Genomic DNA, 16,173 nt, shown 5'->3' with positions numbered 1-16,173 from the left:
ACCGCACCCACCGCAGGCAACGGCCGAGGAGTCCCAGCAGCGATGACCAGCACCGCCGCCAGCACCGCCGCAACCGACCGGTCCGAAACGGGCCGGCCCGCCCCCGCCGACGGGTACGGCCCCCGGCCCGTTCCCGCAGCGGCGCACGGCGCGCTCCTGCTCGACGACATCACCGCGGCCATCGCCGACATCGCGGCAGGCCGGCCGGTGATCGTGGTCGACGACGAGGACCGCGAGAACGAGGGCGACATCGTCTTCGCCGCCGAGGCCGCAACCCCCGAGCTGCTCGCGTTCACCGTCCGCTACACCTCGGGCCTGGTGTGCGTCCCCATGCTCGGTGAGGACCTGGACCGGCTGGAACTGCCGCTGATGACCCCCGACAACCAAGAGGGCCTGCGCACCGCTTACACCATCACCGCGGATGCGCGCACCGGTATCACCACGGGTATCTCCGCCGCCGACCGTGCCCGCACCATAGGCCTGCTCGCCGGCGCGGGCACCGCGGCAGGCGACCTCCGCAGGCCCGGCCATGTGCTGCCGCTGCGCTACCGGCCCGGCGGCGTAATGGCCCGCCGCGGCCACACGGAGGCCTCGGTCGACCTGGCCCGGCTGGCGGGCATGCGCCCGGCCGCGGTCATCGCCGAGGTCGTCGACGACGACGGCACCATGGCGCGCCTGCCGCGGCTGCGCGAGTTCGCCGACGAGCACGGGCTGCGACTGGTCTCCATCGACCAACTGGTGCACCACATCGAGGCGTCGGGCACCGGCGCGGCTGCGGGACAGGTCGACGGCACGCCTGTTGCGGTCGACGGCACGCCCGGCGCGCCCGCCGTACCCACCGTGCCCGTTGCCCCCGCCCCCGCGGGCCCGCCTGCGCTGGTGGAACGGGCGGTCGAGACCCGCATCCCCAACAGCCACGGCGAATGGCGCGCGGTGGGCTACCGCGGCACCGCCGACGGCGCCGAGCACGTCGCCCTGGTCTTCGGCGACCCCGCCGCAGCCGCCGACCCGCTGGTGCGGCTGCACTCCGAATGCCTGACCGGCGACGCGTTCGGCTCCCACCGCTGCGACTGCGGCACCCAACTGGAGGCCGCCATGGCCGCCATCGCCGCCGAGGGCCGCGGCATCCTGGTCTACCTGCGCGGCCACGAGGGCCGCGGAATCGGGCTGCTGCACAAGCTGCAGGCCTACAGGCTGCAGGACTCCGGAGCCGACACCGTCGACGCGAATCTGGAACTGGGCCTGCCCGCCGACGCCCGCGACTTCAGCGCCGGGGCGGCGATCCTCGCCGATCTCGGCGCGCACTCGGTGCGGCTGCTCAGCAACAACCCGAAAAAGACCGACGGGCTGCACGCACACGGCATCACCGTCGCCGAGCGGATCCCCATGCCCAGCGCAGTGACCCGCGACAACCTGCACTACCTGCAGACCAAACGCGACCGGATGGGCCACGACCTGCCCGGCATCGTCGCCGCGACCTGACCGGGACCCGGCTCCGAGCCGGGCAGGATCGGCCACAGCACCCGCAGCATCCGCAGCACCAACCGCCCAACAGCACCGGAAGGAAACGAGATGAGCGGAACAGGCCGCCCCGAGGAACACGCGGTCGACGCCGCAGGCCTGCGCGTGGGCATCGTGGCCACCCGCTGGAACGCCGGAGTGGTCGAGCCCATGCTCGCCCGCGCCCGCGAGGCGCTGGCGCACTGGGGCGCCGAAGAGCCCGATGTCGTCCACGTCGCCGGGTCGGTCGAGCTGCCGGTCGTCGCCCAGCAGCTCGCCCGCACCCACGACGCCGTCGTGGCGCTGGGCGCGGTGATCCGCGGCGGAACCCCGCACTTCGAGTACGTCTGCCAGTCGCTGACCCAGGGCCTCACCGAAGTCGCGCTGGCCGAGTCGACCCCCGTGGCCAACGGTGTGCTCACCTGTGATACCCAGGAGCAGGCGCGCGACCGCGCCGGCCTGCCCGGCAGCTCCGAGGACAAGGGCTGGGAGGCCGCCACCGCGGCCGTCGACACCGCCGCCGTCCTGCACGGGCTGCGCACCGCCGACGGACGGGTCCCCACTCCGAGCCGGTGATCCGAGCCGGTGAGTGGTCCCGCCGCCCGACCACAGCACAGCGAGAAAGCGGGGCAGGCGGTTGGACGCCGACGAAGCGAGTCAAGGAGAAAAAGGTTCCGTGCAGGAAGGCGATGCGCCCCGGCAGCCGGGTTCGGCGCTGCCGGCCACGTGGCGGCCGCGCAACATGCGCCTGGTCGGCTACGCCCTGGCCGCACTCATCGTGGTGACCATGGTGCTGCTGGCCGTGGCGCTGCCGCCGGACTGGCGGCTGTCGGACCGGCTCGGCCTGGGCGCCCTGGGCCTTGTGGGGGCGGGTGTGCTGCACCTGCTGGCCCGTCCCCGCCTTGAAGCCACCGAGTCCGGGGTCACCGTGGTCAACAGCATCCGCACCCACGTGCTGGAGTGGCCCGAGATCATCGACGCCCGCATGCCGGTGGGCGAGCCCTGGCCCACCATCGACCTCGCCGACGGTTCCACACTCGCGGTCATGGGCATCCAGAGCAACGACGGTGCCCTGGCCCACCGGGCGCTGGAGGACTTCCAGGCGCTGCTGCGCAACCGCGGCGAGGCCGAGGAACCCGACCGCCCGTACTGAGTGTCCCCGAGCCGCGGCCCCGGAGCCACCGGGCACCCCGGCCCGGAACGCAAAGGCCCGGACGCCTCCGGCGGTTCGGGCCTGCGCGCGGCGCGCCGGTAGCGGTTCGGCGGGTTGACGCAGTCGCCGCAGTGGCGCTTGCTGGAGACATGGACTCCGAGATGCGGCGCCCGCGGCGCACCTACCGCCGGCGTCCCCGCAACACCCGGGCCAGGACCCTGCTCTGGGCGACCGTGATGGGCATCGCCGTAGCAGACGCTCTGGTCAGCCGCGTCGCCCTGTGACACCGCCCGGCCACGCAGCCGGGCGGGCCCGTGCCGGCCCCGCAGCCGGCAATGGCAACCGTGCCCGCGGCTCCGCGCGGCCGCGGGTGCGCCGCGCCGATTCCGCGTAGCGTCTAGCCTGGAGCTGAGGCGAAGGGAGACGCGGACCGATGCCTGAGATGCCCGGGGCCGCCGGTGCGATCACCGGCCCCGACGAATTCGCCCGCCGGCTCGACGAGCACGACTACCTGGCCGACGACGGCGCGGCCACCGCGTGCTTCCTGGCCGTGCGCATGGGCCGTCCGCTGTTCCTCGAAGGCGACGCCGGCGTGGGCAAAACCGAGCTCGCCAAGGCGCTGGCCGCAGTCACGGGCACGCCCCTGATCCGGCTGCAGTGCTACGAGGGCATCGACGCCGCCCAGGCGCTGTACGACTGGGACTACCCCCGCCAGATGCTGCACCTGCGCGCGGCCCAAGCGGCCGGCAGCGCGGCCGCCGCCGACACCGAACAGCTCGAATCGGACCTGTACGACCGCCGGTTCCTGCTGGCCCGGCCGCTGCTGCGCGCGCTGGAGGCCAGCACCGGCCCCGCCGGCCCCGGTGTGCTGCTGGTCGACGAGATCGACCGCGCCGACGACGAGTTCGAAGCGTTCCTGCTGGAGTTCCTCTCCGACTTCACCATCTCCATCCCCGAGCTCGGCACCGTGCACACCGCCACCCCGCCCGTGGTCGTGCTCACCTCCAACCGCACCCGCGAGGTCCACGACGCGCTCAAGCGCCGCTGCCTCTACCACTGGATGCCCAACCCCGGCTTCGAACGCGAAACCGCCATCATCCGCCGCCGCCTGCCCGATGCCGCCGACCGCCTCGTCCGCCAGGTCGCCGCCGCCGGGCAGCGGCTGCGCACGCCCGGCACCGACGGTGCCGGCCTGGTGAAACCGCCGGGCGTGGCCGAGACCATCGACTGGACCGCGGCGCTGGTGGCCCTGGGCGCCCGCGAACTCGACCCCGACTCCGCGGCCCGCAGCCTCGGCGCGCTCGTCAAACACCGCGAGGACCACGAAGCCGTCCAGCTGCGGCTCGCGGCACTGCTCAACGGACACGACACGGTGCCGGCGGGATGATGGCCGTGCAGGCCGCAACCCGCGACACCACCGAAACCCTGCTGGGGTTCGTCCGCACCCTGCGCGCAGCCGGGGTCAGCGCCGACACCGGCCGCGCCGCGGCCTTCCTGAGCGCCGCGGACACCCTCGGCATCACCCGGCCCGAACGCGTCTACTGGGCCGGGCGGCTGACCCTGTGCTCCTGCGGCGCCGACCTCGCCCGCTACGACGCCTGCTTCGCCCACTACTTCAGCGGCGCCGAGCCCGACCCGGCCCAGCGCAGCCGCACTGTGACCACCACCGCCCAGGCCATGTGGAACCCGCCCGCCGAATCCGGGGCCGAGACCGGCGACACCGGCCTGCTCGCCGCCGGCGACACCGAGGTCCTGCGCTCAGCCGACCTCGCCACCCTCACCCGCCAGGAGCGCGCCGCGGTGGCCCGGCTGGTCTCGCGCATCAGCGCCGACCGCCCCCGGCGCCGCACCCGGCGCCTCGAACCCGCCCCGCACGGCCGGCTGGACCACCGGCGCATGCTGCGTGCGGCGCTGCGCACCGGCGGCGAACCGATGCGGCTGCCGCGCCGGCGCCACTCCACCCGGCCCCGCCGTGTCGTGCTGCTCATCGACATCAGCGGTTCCATGTCGCCCTACGCCGACGCGCTGCTGCGCCTTGCCCACGCCGTGGTGCGGGGCCACCCCCGCCACACCGAGGCTTTCAGCGTGGGCACCCGGCTGACCCGGCTCACGGCCCAGATGCGGATGCGCGACCCGGCGTCCGCCCTGGCCGCCACCGCCGAGGCGATCCCCGACTGGAGCGGCGGGACCAGACTGGGCAGCGAGCTCAAGGAGTTCCTGGACCTGTACGGCCGGCGCGGCGCGGCACGCGGCGCCCTGGTCATCATCGCCTCCGACGGCTGGGAACGCGGCGACGCCGCCTTGCTGGGAGCCCAAATGGCCCGGCTCGCCCGGCTCGCGCACCGCATAGTCTGGGCCAACCCGCACAGTGCGCAGCCGGGCTACGCGCCACTGACCGCGGGGATGCGCGCCGCTTGGCCGCACATCGACGACTTCGTGTCCGGGCACAGCCTGGACGCGCTGGAGCAGCTCGCCACCGCCGTGATCGGCGGTGGGCGCGAGGGAGGAGAGCCCCGTGCGTGACATCCGCGCCGCCGTATCCGACATGTACGCAGCCGGCGACACGTTCGCCTTGGCCACGGTCATCGATACCTATAGCAGTGCGCCCCGCGAGGCCGGGGCGGCCATGGCGGTGGGCGCCGGAGGCGAGGTGGCCGGCAGTGTGTCCGGCGGCTGCGTCGAAGGTGCGGTCTACGAACTGGCCCAGCAGGTGATCTCCACCGGCGAGGCGGCCCGCGCCACCTACGGCGTCAGCGACGACGACGCCTTCGCCGTCGGGCTGACCTGCGGGGGAACCCTGCAGGTGCTGGTCGAGCCGATCGATCCCGAACGCACCCCGCTCCTGGGCGCCGTCATCGCCGACATCGAAGCGCACCGGCCCGTCGCGGTGGCCACGGTCGCCGGGGGCCCCGGGCACGTGGGCGCGCGCCGGGTGGTCTGGCCCGATGGCGCCGAAGGCGGCTTGGGCGGGAGCCGCCTGGAGGCCGCGGTCGACGACGACGTACGCGGCATGCTCGCCCAGGGCAGCACCGGCATCCTGCGCTACGGCGCCGACGGCCAGCGGCGCGGCGACGAACTGGAGGTTTTCGTCCAGTCGTTCGCCCCGGCGCCGCGCATGCTGGTCTTCGGCGCCATCGACTTCGCCGCGGCCGTCGCCGACATCGGCGCCTACCTGGGCTACCGCGTCACGGTGTGCGACGCCCGCCCGGTGTTCGCCACCACCAAGCGCTTCCCGCGCGCCGACGAGGTGGTCGTGAAGTGGCCGCATGTGTTCCTCGGTGAGATCGAGGCGCAGATCGATGAGCGCACCGCTGTGTGCGTTCTCACCCACGACCCCAAGTTCGACGTGCCGGTGCTGGAGGTGGCGTTGCGCACACCGGCCGGATACATCGGGGCGATGGGCAGCCGGCGCACCCACGAGGACCGCCTCACCCGGCTGCGCGAAGCCGGACTCAGCGAGGAGCAGTTGGAGCGGGTGCGCTCGCCCATCGGCCTCGACCTGGGCGCGCGTACCCCCGAGGAGACCGCCGTCTCCATCGCCGCCGAGCTCATCCAGACCCGCTGGGGCGGCACCGGCCGGCCGCTTTCGGCGACCACCGGGCGCATCCACACCGAGCCGCTCGCCGGCATGGCGGCGGCGGGTGCCCGGCCGGTTTCGGCGGGGCATTCCAGGTGATATCGGTGTCCGGCGCGGGTTCGGCGGCAGCTGTGCGACACGCCCGGCTGTACCGCCATGAGGAGGCCACAACCGGACAGCTCCGGATGTGATCCCGGGCGCCGACCCGCCCGGATCGTCCCGAAGGAGGGGGTTTCCCGCGGAGTATCGGCGCCCCGGGTCCGATACCGGGGGCTGCAGGCGGCACCGGACATGGCATTATCGCGCCATGACGACACGCGAGCAGAGCAAGGACGGTGCCGCCGGCGCGCCGGTCGCCGGGCTGCTGCTGGCCGCAGGAGCCGGGCGCCGGCTGGGCCGCCCCAAAGCGTTGGTCGAGGTCGGCGGCGAACGGCTCGCCGACCGCGGCGGGCGGCTGCTGCGCGAAGGCGGCTGCGCGCCGGTCTACGTCGTGACGGGGGCTGTCGAGGTCGCGGTGGAACAGGCGGCCTCCATCCACAACCCCAACTGGGAGAGCGGACTGGGCTCGTCGCTGCGGGCGGGGCTGGCGGCCCTACCCGGCGACATCGATGCCGTGGTCGTGGCGCTGGCCGACCAGCCGTTCGTGACCTCGGCGGCGGTCCAGCGGCTGCTCGCGGCCTATGCCGTCGGTGCGCGCGCGGCCGCGGCCACCTACGCCGGAAACCTCCGCAACCCGGTGCTGCTCGGCCGCGAGCACTGGCCCAGCGTCCACGCGCTCGCCGAGGGCGACGTGGGAGCGCGCCCGTTCCTGCGCGCCTACTCCCACCTGGTGACCAACGTCGCCTGCGACGATATCGCCAGCCCCGACGACATCGACACCCCCGAGGACCTGGAGCGGCTGCAGGCAAAACTTGCCCGGCATTCCGCCGCCCCGCCCCACTCCGGCTGACCGGGCCGCCTACCCGCCCGCCGAGCCGGCAGGGGCGGGCGCCAGCCCTCCCCGGTCAGTCCGCCAGGCGCGTGATGCCGAAGCGCGACCGCGTCTGCTCGCCCGGCTCCAGCACGGCCAGGTCGGTGCCCGACCGGAACGCATCCGGCGGGCAGGTCATGGGTTCCACGGCGAGGCCGCGCCGGTGCCGTCCATCGGGCAGCCCGTCGGCGCTGAACACCTGCAGCCAACCGTAAGAGGAGTCGGCCCACACCGCCGCAGACCCCCCGTCCGCAGACAGCACCGTCCAGGCCAGGCCGTCGGCGCCGCGGTCCAGGTCGGTAAAGGCGGTGTCGAACATGGTCGCGCCGACCCGCCGGGGCGTGCGGAAGTCGTGCTCGGTACCCGCCACCGGTTCGGGCGGGCCCGAGGGGAGCAGCCGCTCGTCCACGGGCAGCCGGGAGGCGGCGGGCAGGCGCAGGACCGCCTCGTCCAGCGGGGAGTCGACGGCAAGGTAGGGGTGGGCGCCGACGCCGTAGGGGGCCGCGGAGCCGCCGGTGTTGCGGGCTTCGATGGTGACCGCCAGGCCGTGGGCCGCGTCGAGCTCGTAGGACGCGGTCAGCTCGATGCGGAACGGGTAGCCCGTAGCGCCGTCGAGCACGCACGTCAGCGTGGCCCGGTCCGAGCCGATCTCCACCGGCAGCCACGCCAGGGCGTGCGCCAGCCCGTGCAGGGCGGTGCCGCGCTGCGGCTCGTTGATCTCCAGTTGGTGCTCGGCGCCCTGGAACGTGTAGCGGCCGTCGCCGATGCGGTTGGGCCAGGGAGCCAGCAGCCGGCCCTTGAAGTTGGCGGGGGGCGCGTCGGGCGGACAGCTCCAGATCAGTTCCTCGCCGCCCCAGGCGAGCCGGCACATGCCCGCACCCAGCCTGCTGACGACCGCCCGGTAGTCTCCTGCCGCCAACTCGATCGCATCGCCCACGCGAGCCGCCCTTCTCCTGCCGTTTCCGAATCCCGGGCGATGATAGCCCCCACAGGCCGCGCTTGGTGGGCCGCCGCCCTACAGCGCGGGCCGTACCAGGGAGGGATTCCCACTCCCGCGGCGTTCTCCGGGCACTCTCCGGCCCCTGGCGGGCATATGGGGGAGCCCGCCGAGTGGGGCGGAACCAGCGCGGCCCCGCGCGCCGCAGGACGCCCCGCGCATTGGCATGGGCACACACACGGCTTGCCGGCCCGCGGCCGCGGGCGCACGGGCGGCCGGACCGGGCGCCGCCGACCGGGACGGCGGCGCCCTACCCGGGGGCAGCCGGGTCAGCCCAGCAGGTTGTACAGCGGGATCAGCACAGCCGCGCCCACCATCAGCAGACCGGTTGAGACCACCACCAGCAGCATCGCCACCGACCCCGCGACCGCGAGCCGGTAGGCCATCAGCCGCGTGCGGGCGCGGGCCTGCCCCGCCGCAGTCCGGCCCAGCACCACCAGCAGCACCCCCAGCAGCGCCGGCAGCCACCACTGGGCGGAGATCCCCGCCGGCAGCAGCCCCACCACGGCGTCGGCCGCGCCTGAGATTCCCGAGACCGCGGTGCTGCGGGTGAACTCGACCCACCCCGTGTAGGCGTCGGCCAGCGGGCCGGGCCGTTCGGGGTAGAAACCGCCGGAGCGCACCAGCCGGCCCAGCGCGTCTGCGAACCCGACCGCGGCGGCCGGGTAGGCGAACCGGCGGCAGCGCCCGGCCCCCTGGGCCCGCTCGATCTGGCGCATGCTGCGGTTGACCCGCGTGCGCTCCTTCTCTTCGCGGCGGCGCGCCTTGCGCTGCTCGGCCTCGGTGAGCGGGCGGCCGTAGGCGTTGCCCGCCCAGCCGTAGGGAGCGGTGCCCGGCCGGCCGCCGCCGGACTCGTCATCCGCCGGTGTGCCGCCGCCCGCGCGCTCGCGCACCCGCTGCCAGCGGTCGGCCGCGGCGCCGGAGACGGCCGCCCAGCGGTCGCGCCGCCGGGCGCGGCTGTCCTGGCGGTCCCGCTCGCGCTGGACGGCACCCAACCGGGTGGCCACGGGCAGCAGCAGCGATGCGGTGACCAGGGCCGCATTGGCCGCGACATCGCCGGAGCGGCGGCGCAGCCCGGTGTCGCGCTGTTCGCGCCACCAGTCGACGTGCGGCGCCGGGCTGCGGTGGCGCGGATGCCAGGATTGCGCGCGCAGCACCCCCCGTTCGCGGCTCGCCGCGTCGGGCGACAGCACCAGTTCGGTGGCCAGCGCCCAAGCGCCGTCCCAGGCGTGGCCGGGTAGGTCGGCGGCGCCGGCGGCCCCGGCCGGGCCGGACGCCAGCCCGCCCACGGTGGCCTCGACCTGGCGCATGATCAGCGGCACCTCGTGCTGGACATGCTCCAGCGGAGCACAGCGGCCGGCCGCCTCGGCACGGCAGCCCGGGTGGCCGCACCAGTGCTTGGCCGCGAGGTCCAGCGCTCCCAACTCCAGCGCCTCGCGCAGCACCGCGTGGCGGCTGTGCCCGCCCTGGGCCAGCGCCAGCACGCCTTCGGCGCTGATCTCCAGACCGCGGAAGCGCGGCGGCATGCCCGGGACGAACCGCGCCGCCAGGGCGCTGATGGCCAGGTGCACCCGCTCGGGGTGGGCGTCGAGGCCGGTGAGGTAGCCGCGGTCGAAGGTGTAGTCGTTGACCTCGCGGTCCAGCCAGGTACGCAGGGTCGGCCAGTGGGTGCGCAGCCACACCTCGCCGCGGTCCCACCGGTCGAGCAGGTCGAAGGCGAGGCTGGGCGGGTCGTCGTGGGAGGCGTCGGCGAAGCGGATGGGCGCGTGGCGGCGGGGCTTTGCGATGGCGGGGCGCTCGCCGGCCAGCCACTGGCGCACTTGGTCGTGGCCCCAGCGCGCCGACGGCGCGGGGGTGAGCAGGCCGCGGGCCAGCAGCCGCCAGGATTCGTCGGTGATGGCCGAGACGTCGATCTCGGTGCTGCGCGCGGTCAACCAGTTCTCGCCCCGCTCGGGACGCCGACCGGCGATCAGCTCGTGCACCATGATGCCCAGCGACCACCATGCGGCCGGGGCCTCGCGCCGGCCCTCGACCACTTCGGGTGCGGCGTAGGCCTCGGTGATCGCCAGACCGCCGTAGACCCGGCTCATCGTGGCCCGCACCGCCCCGCCGAAGTCGGTGAGTGCGAACACCGGCGGTTCGGCGGAGCGCACCAGCAGGTTCTCGGGCTTGACGTCGGTGTGGTTGTGCTGCAGCTCGTCCTGCCAGTGGTGCAGGCAGTCGGCGACGGCGGCGACCACGGCGCGCGCGGTTGCGTCGTCGACCGGAGCGCGTTCCATCACCGAGCGCAGCGAGCCCCCGGCGAAGTACTCCTGGGCCTCCCAGGCCACCTCCTCGCCCCAGGAGCTGCGAGCACGGCCGTAGCCGTGGATGGCGGGGGTGTGCGGGTCGCCCCCGCCGCGGGTGCGCAGCCGGTCGAGCAGTTCGCGGTTGAGGTCGTGGCCGGGGCGGTAGACCTTCAGCGCGACCCGGCGCTGCGGGGCACCGCCGGTACCGCTGTGCCCTGTGCCGCCATCGGCGGCGCCATCGCCGTTCGCCTGCCTGCGTGCGGTCCCGGCGGGTTCGGCGAGGTAGACCACGGCCTCGCCGCCGGCGCCGATGCGTTCGAGCACGGTGTAGCTGCGGCGCAGTTCGGCGGGTACCGCGTAGTCGATTTCGCCGGCCGGGCCCACCACCACCCGCGAGACCAGCCGCGGGAACCAGGCGAACAGCGGAGCGAGTAGCCGGCGCCACCAGGAGGGCGCCGCCTGCGCGCCGGCGGCGCCGCCTGCGGCATCGGCCGCGGGGCCCGTCCGGGTCAGGCCCGCGCGGGTGAGCGCACGGGTGTTCTCGCGCGCGGGCGCGGTGCCGGAGACGGTGGGCGCAGTGGGCGCGGCGGGCTCCTGCCCGCTGCGCGGGCGCAGGATACGGGTGACCCACCGCGTGGCGGCACGGTCGTTGCCGAGCCGGGTCGTCGTGGCGGCGGGCTCGATGTTGCGGGTGGGTGAGTCGGGGTCTGCGGACTCGGGTTCGACCATCGTCGTGGCGGCGTCTCTCGGGGGTCTCGCGGGGCGGTGGCGGTACCGGGCGCCGAGGCGGCGCCGGGCCAGGGCTGACCCCTTACAGGATAGGCGAGGCCGCACCGGGCGGCCTTGGAGGGCGACCCGGATTCGACCCTGATTCCGGCCCCTGGCCCCGCCGGGGGCAGGCCCCTCGGATCTGGAGTACGCGGAGTAGGTGCGGACGTCCAGCGGCGATCAGCATCAGAAACAGGAACGGGAGTGATCAGACTCGCGGCGCCGGCGCTGTTCACGTGGCGGACGGCGACGGTCCACTGTGCGGCCTTGTGATCTGCCGGGCGGCGGGTGGTCTCCGGTGAAATGCGGCACCAAGGACGGCGGTGGGCCGGTGGGCGCGCGCGTGTCCGTTATGTCAGACACTGCGACCCTCAAGAGTGGTTGATTGCTCCTGATATGACCGGTTTGCGCTCCGGCTGCCACCGCCGCCTCCCCGCTACGGCCGCTACCGTCCGCCCACGGCACCGCCGGCTGCCGCCGAAGCCCGTCGCCGCCCCCACTGCTGCCTTCCCCGCAGACCACCCGCCACCCGACCGGCCACAAGGCCGCACAGCGGAGTTGAGCCTGTACCTATGGTCGTTTTCGGCGTCGGCTTTAAAATCCGGGCATTTCCGCATGACCATTCGGGTGCGCCGGGTGACCGCCCGCCCCAGCCGACTGCGGCCGTTGCTGCTGTTTCAATCCGGACCACCAGTCGGCCGACCGTGGACAAGGCCAGGACAAGGCCGCCGAGCGGACCCGTGTTCCAACCGACACAAACCCAACCGATCGATCAGCACGCGTCGCCGGGCGCCCGGACGCGCCCGGCCCGATGCCGGTCGCTCAGTGCTCGGCGGCGCCGTCTGCTGCTTCCGAGCCGTCGCCCGCTCCGGGCGCGATGCCCAGCAGGTCGCAGGAATCGCGGTACATCCGGACCACCTCGCGGCGTACCTGGCCGCGTTCGGTGAGTTCGGCGGACCACGGGATGCGCACGGCCGCCTCGGCCCCGCCGACAACCGCCGCGTAATCGCCGCCCGCGGAGTCGAGGCCGGTCATCCGGGCGGCGGTCGCGGTCGGTACCCCGCCCAGAGCGCGGCAGATGACCAGGGTCTCCTGCGGATGGTCCTCGTTCATGTGGGCCGTGATCGCTGCGACCGCGTCGGCCGTGAACGGTGCTGTCGGCACGGCGCTCCTCGGGGTGGTGGCTGCCTGCGCGGCGCGCCGCCTTCCGGCGGCCCGCGGGCCTACGAGTTTATCCGGCTCATCCGGCTCATCCGGTGCCGCAGCGCCGCCCGGCCGCCGCCGTCCGCGGCAGCCGGACGGCAGCACCCGGCCCGCCGCGCTGTGCGCTCACTCCTCCTGGCGGGTGAACTCCGCGTCGATCTCGATCTTGATGCGGTCGGCCACCACGACCCCGCCGCCGTCCATGGGCATCTCGATGTCGACCCCGAACGCCTTGCGGCTGATCTCGGTCTCGGCGTGGAAACCGGCCCGGAGCATGCCGTAGGGGTCGCGGGTGACCCCGTTGAACTCCAGCGTGAGCGCCACCGGGCGCGTATTGCCCCGCACCGTGAGATCGCCGTCCATGACGAAGTCCTCGCCGGAGGTGCGGATTCCGGTGGACTCGAACCGCCACTGCGGATGGGTGGCGGTGTCGAAGAAATCCGCGGAGCGCACGTGCTGGTCGCGCTCTGCGTTGTCGGTGTTGATGGAGTCGGCGTCGATGGTGGCCTGCACCGACGACTGCATCGGATCCTCCGGGATGGTCAGCGCGGCGTCGAAGCTCTCGAATCGGCCGCGCACGCGGCTGATCATCATGTGGCGCACCGAGAACCCGATCACCGAGTGCGCGGTATCGATCTGCCAGGTCCCCGGTTGGAGCTGTTCGTCGGACATGTCGCGGTCCTCCCTGCCTGCGGCATCACCTGCAACTATCGCCAACTGTAGTTTCCCGATCATTACCGGTAATGTCCGCCGGTTCGGCTCTCCCGGCGTGTCCGGCTGAGTGCGCGCCCCGGTTGGCTAAGCTGAGCGCGGACATCTGACGGGGGCGCGTTTCGCCCCGACACGCAGGAGCCAAGACCCGTCGTGAACCGCCCCACCATCTCCGGCGCGCAGCGCTTCCGCGACGACGACGGATCGGCCGATCCCGCCGTCGCCGAGCGACTCGACTCCTATTCCCGCGGCGAGGCCGGCGACCGCCAGGTACTCGCCGCGCTCGGCGACTCCCGGCTGCTGGTGCCCGTCGTGGCCGTTGCCGGCGAGACCGAGCAGGACGAGGCCGGCCGCGAGCACGAGAAGAACAGCGACATCGCCCTGCCGCTGATGGTCGGCCAGGACGGGCGCCGCGGTGTCCTCGGCTTCACCTCGGTCGACTCCGCCCGGGCCTGGCGCGCAGACGCCCGCCCGGTCCCGGTCACCGCCGTCGAGGCCTGCCGCGCCGCCATGGACGAGGGCGCCGACGCCGTGGTCGTCGACGTCTCCGGCCCCGTCACCTACGCAATCCAGGGCCGTTTTCTGACCACGCTGGCCGAGCAGGGCACGGTTCCGGCGCCCAAGGAGGACCCGCAGATCCTCGCGCTGATCTACCGGGTCACCCACACCGAGTTCGGCATCGGCCGGGTGCGGGTCCACGAGTCCGAACGCGCCGACATCGGCATCCGCCTCGAACTTGAGCGGCGCGACGACGAGTCGCTGCGCCGGGTCGCCGACCGGCTCTCCGCCGAACTCGCCCCGATCCTGCCCGGCGGCGTGGAGCTGAGTGCCGTCGTGCGCGCCGAGCGGCGCGGCTGAGCCCCGGCCGCAGCCTTGCCGCCCATGCCCGGCACCATCGACATCGCACTGGCGCTGCTCCTGGCCGCTGCGGGAGCACCCATCGGCGCCGCCGCCGGCCGCCTGGTGCCCCTGTTCGCCCGCCACGACCCCGGCCACGACGACGACGCCCCGCCGCCACCGCCCGCCTGCCCGCACTGCGGTGCGGTGGTGCCGTTCGCTGCCTGGCTGCCGGCGGCGCGGGTGCGCGGGTTCGCCCGCAACGGGCGCTGCCCCGGCTGCGCGCAGCGGGTGCCCGCCTCGGGGCGGCTCGCTCTCGCCACGGCTCTGCTCTTCGCCGCCGCGGGCGCCGCCGCCGGGGTCTCCGGTGCCGCGGCCAACCCGCTCTGGCTCGTGGCGCTGCTGTTCTTCGCGGCCGTGGGAGCGCTGCTGTCGGCCGTGGATCTGCGGGTGCACCGGCTGCCCAACGCGATCGTCGCACCGTCCTACCCCATCGCCGTCCCGCTGGTGATGGGCGCCGCGGTCCTGCAGTGCAGTGCCGGGGCGCCCGGCGCGCCCGCGGCCACCGGCGCCGACCTGCTGCTGGCCGCACTCGGCCCGCTGGGCGCGATGGCGGCTCTGGCCGCCACCTACTGGCTGCTGTGGTTCATCCACCCGGCGGGAATGGGCTGGGGCGACGTCAAGATCGCCGGACTGGTCGGCCTCTACCTGGGCTTCGCCGGACCGTGGGCGGTGGTCGCGGGCACCTTTGCGGCGTTCGTCGGCTCCGCGGTCTACGGCGTGGTGCTGCTGGTGCTGCGCCGCGCCACCCGCCGCACCCAGATCCCCTTCGGCCCGTTCATGATCGGCGGTGCGCTGGCCGTGCTGCTGGCGGGCTGAGTCCCGGGCCGGCCTGCATCCGGGGCGGCTGATGTGCCCGGGCACCGCAGCACGTGAAATGATCGGGCCATGTTGCGCTGGCTGACTGCGGGAGAGTCCCACGGACCGGCACTCGTCGCGATTTTGGAGGGCCTTCCGGCCGGTGTCGCCGTCACTTCCGACGACATCGCCGCCGCGCTGCGCCGCCGTCGCGCCGGGTACGGCCGTGGGGCCAGGATGAAGTTCGAACAGGACGAGGTGACCCTCGTCGGAGGTATCAGGCACGGCCTGACCCAAGGCGGTCCGGTGGCCGTCGAGGTCGCCAACTCCGAGTGGCCCAAATGGGAGCGGGTCATGTCGCCCGATCCGGTGCCCGCCGAGGAGTTGGCGGGCATGGCCCGCAACGCCCCGCTGACCCGCCCCCGCCCCGGCCACGCCGACCTGGTGGGCATGCAGAAGTACGGCCACAGCGAGGCCCGCCCGGTGCTGGAACGCGCCAGCGCCCGCGAGACCGCTGCGCGCGTGGCCCTCGGCGAGGTCGCCCGCGCGTTCTGCCGCCAGGCGCTGGGGGTGGAGGTGCTCAGCCATGTCGTTTCGATGGGCGGGATCAGCGCCGACGAGTCCGCGCTGCCCGAGCCCGGCGACCTGGAACGAATCGACGCCGACCCCATGCGCTGCTTCGACCCCGAGGCCGGCGAGCGCATGGTGGCCGAGGTCGACGAAACGCGCAAGGCCGGCGACACCCTGGGCGGTGTCGTGGAGGTGCTGGCCTACGGCCTGCCGCCGGGGCTGGGCAGCCACGTGCATTGGGACCGCCGCCTGGACTCCAGGCTGGCGGGTGCGCTCATGGGCATCCAGGCCATCAAGGGTGTCGAGGTCGGCGACGGTTTCCGCACCGCCGCCCGGCGCGGCTCGGCCGCCCACGACGAGATCGAGCCCGACCCCGGCACCGACGGCGTGCGGCGCCGTACCAACCGCTCCGGCGGCGTCGAGGGCGGTATGACCACCGGCGATCCGCTGCGGGTGCGGGCCGCGATGAAGCCCATCGCCACCGTCCCGCGGGCGCTGGACACCGTCGACGTGGTCACCGGCGAACCCACGCAGGCCCACCACCAGCGCAGCGACGTCACCGCGGTGCCGGCCGCCGGTGTGGTGGCCGAAGCCATGGTCGCCCTGGTATTGGCCGAGGCCGCCGTGGAGAAGTTCGGCGGCGATTCCCTGGCCGAGACCGCCCGCAACGCGCGCTCCTACCTGGATACGCTGGAGATCCGGTAGCGGCAGACCGGGCGCGGCCTGGGCCCACCGGCCGTC

At 74.3% G+C, this 16,173-nt stretch carries 15 protein-coding genes; 11 read left to right on the top strand and 4 right to left on the bottom strand.

Annotation, left to right across the window (positions count from 1 at the left end):
- Window positions 1-42: 42 nt before the first annotated feature.
- The 8 genes from ribA (at window position 43) to ACYVD5_RS09100 (ending at window position 7,179) form a co-directional block, all read left to right on the top strand.
- A complete protein-coding gene (gene ribA, locus ACYVD5_RS09135) occupies window positions 43-1,482 on the top strand; it encodes a GTP cyclohydrolase II (protein WP_461000511.1) in 1,440 nt (479 codons plus the stop codon).
- A 90-nt stretch (window positions 1,483-1,572) separates the two neighbouring features.
- Window positions 1,573-2,076 carry a 6,7-dimethyl-8-ribityllumazine synthase gene (gene ribH, locus ACYVD5_RS09130; protein WP_461000510.1) on the top strand — a complete coding sequence of 168 codons (504 nt, stop codon included), beginning with the start codon at window positions 1,573-1,575 and terminating at the stop codon, window positions 2,074-2,076.
- 166 nt (window positions 2,077-2,242) lie between these two features.
- Window positions 2,243-2,653: a PH domain-containing protein gene (locus ACYVD5_RS09125; protein WP_461000692.1), complete on the top strand. Its 411-nt coding sequence runs from the start codon at window positions 2,243-2,245 to the stop codon at window positions 2,651-2,653.
- 149 nt (window positions 2,654-2,802) lie between these two features.
- A complete protein-coding gene (locus tag ACYVD5_RS09120; protein WP_461000509.1) occupies window positions 2,803-2,937 on the top strand; it encodes a hypothetical protein in 135 nt (44 codons plus the stop codon).
- Window positions 2,938-3,086: 149 nt separating this feature from the next.
- Entirely contained in the window at window positions 3,087-4,040 is a 954-nt protein-coding gene (locus tag ACYVD5_RS09115) for an AAA family ATPase (protein WP_461000508.1), read from the top strand.
- The gene (locus ACYVD5_RS09110; protein WP_461000507.1) at window positions 4,037-5,176 is read left to right on the top strand and encodes a vWA domain-containing protein; all 1,140 of its coding nucleotides are present in this window, start codon (window positions 4,037-4,039) and stop codon (window positions 5,174-5,176) included. The genes ACYVD5_RS09115 and ACYVD5_RS09110 overlap by 4 nt, the downstream gene beginning before the upstream one ends.
- Window positions 5,169-6,329, top strand: a complete 1,161-nt coding sequence (locus tag ACYVD5_RS09105; protein WP_461000506.1) for an XdhC family protein — start codon at window positions 5,169-5,171, stop codon at window positions 6,327-6,329. The genes ACYVD5_RS09110 and ACYVD5_RS09105 overlap by 8 nt, the downstream gene beginning before the upstream one ends.
- Window positions 6,330-6,537: 208 nt before the next feature.
- Window positions 6,538-7,179 (top strand): nucleotidyltransferase family protein, encoded by a 642-nt coding sequence (locus tag ACYVD5_RS09100; RefSeq protein ID WP_461000505.1) that lies wholly within the window; start codon window positions 6,538-6,540, stop codon window positions 7,177-7,179.
- A 55-nt stretch (window positions 7,180-7,234) separates the two neighbouring features.
- Here the strand turns inward: ACYVD5_RS09100 and ACYVD5_RS09095 are convergent, their stop codons facing one another.
- From ACYVD5_RS09095 to ACYVD5_RS09080, 4 genes are all read right to left on the bottom strand, one after another.
- Window positions 7,235-8,137, bottom strand: a complete 903-nt coding sequence (locus ACYVD5_RS09095; protein WP_461000504.1) for an aldose 1-epimerase family protein — start codon at window positions 8,135-8,137, stop codon at window positions 7,235-7,237.
- Between the two features lie 329 nt (window positions 8,138-8,466).
- Window positions 8,467-11,214 carry a protein kinase domain-containing protein gene (locus ACYVD5_RS09090; RefSeq protein ID WP_461000503.1) on the bottom strand — a complete coding sequence of 916 codons (2,748 nt, stop codon included), beginning with the start codon at window positions 11,212-11,214 and terminating at the stop codon, window positions 8,467-8,469.
- Window positions 11,215-12,075: 861 nt separating this feature from the next.
- The gene (locus tag ACYVD5_RS09085; protein ID WP_461000502.1) at window positions 12,076-12,417 is read right to left on the bottom strand and encodes a DUF2470 domain-containing protein; all 342 of its coding nucleotides are present in this window, start codon (window positions 12,415-12,417) and stop codon (window positions 12,076-12,078) included.
- Window positions 12,418-12,582: 165 nt separating this feature from the next.
- Window positions 12,583-13,128: a YceI family protein gene (locus ACYVD5_RS09080; protein WP_461000501.1), complete on the bottom strand. Its 546-nt coding sequence runs from the start codon at window positions 13,126-13,128 to the stop codon at window positions 12,583-12,585.
- Between the two features lie 192 nt (window positions 13,129-13,320).
- Between ACYVD5_RS09080 and ACYVD5_RS09075 the strand changes: the two genes are divergently transcribed.
- From ACYVD5_RS09075 to aroC, 3 genes are all read left to right on the top strand, one after another.
- Window positions 13,321-14,025, top strand: a complete 705-nt coding sequence (locus ACYVD5_RS09075) for an SseB family protein (protein ID WP_461000500.1) — start codon at window positions 13,321-13,323, stop codon at window positions 14,023-14,025.
- A gap of 24 nt (window positions 14,026-14,049) precedes the next feature.
- Entirely contained in the window at window positions 14,050-14,883 is an 834-nt protein-coding gene (locus ACYVD5_RS09070; protein WP_461000499.1) for a prepilin peptidase, read from the top strand.
- A 69-nt stretch (window positions 14,884-14,952) separates the two neighbouring features.
- On the top strand, window positions 14,953-16,137 hold the full coding sequence (gene aroC, locus ACYVD5_RS09065; protein ID WP_461000498.1) for a chorismate synthase: 1,185 nt from the start codon (window positions 14,953-14,955) through the stop codon (window positions 16,135-16,137).
- Window positions 16,138-16,173: the final 36 nt, after the last annotated feature.

The organism is Streptomonospora sediminis (assembly GCF_054778995.1).
This window is presented reverse-complemented; position numbering and strand designations above follow the sequence as displayed.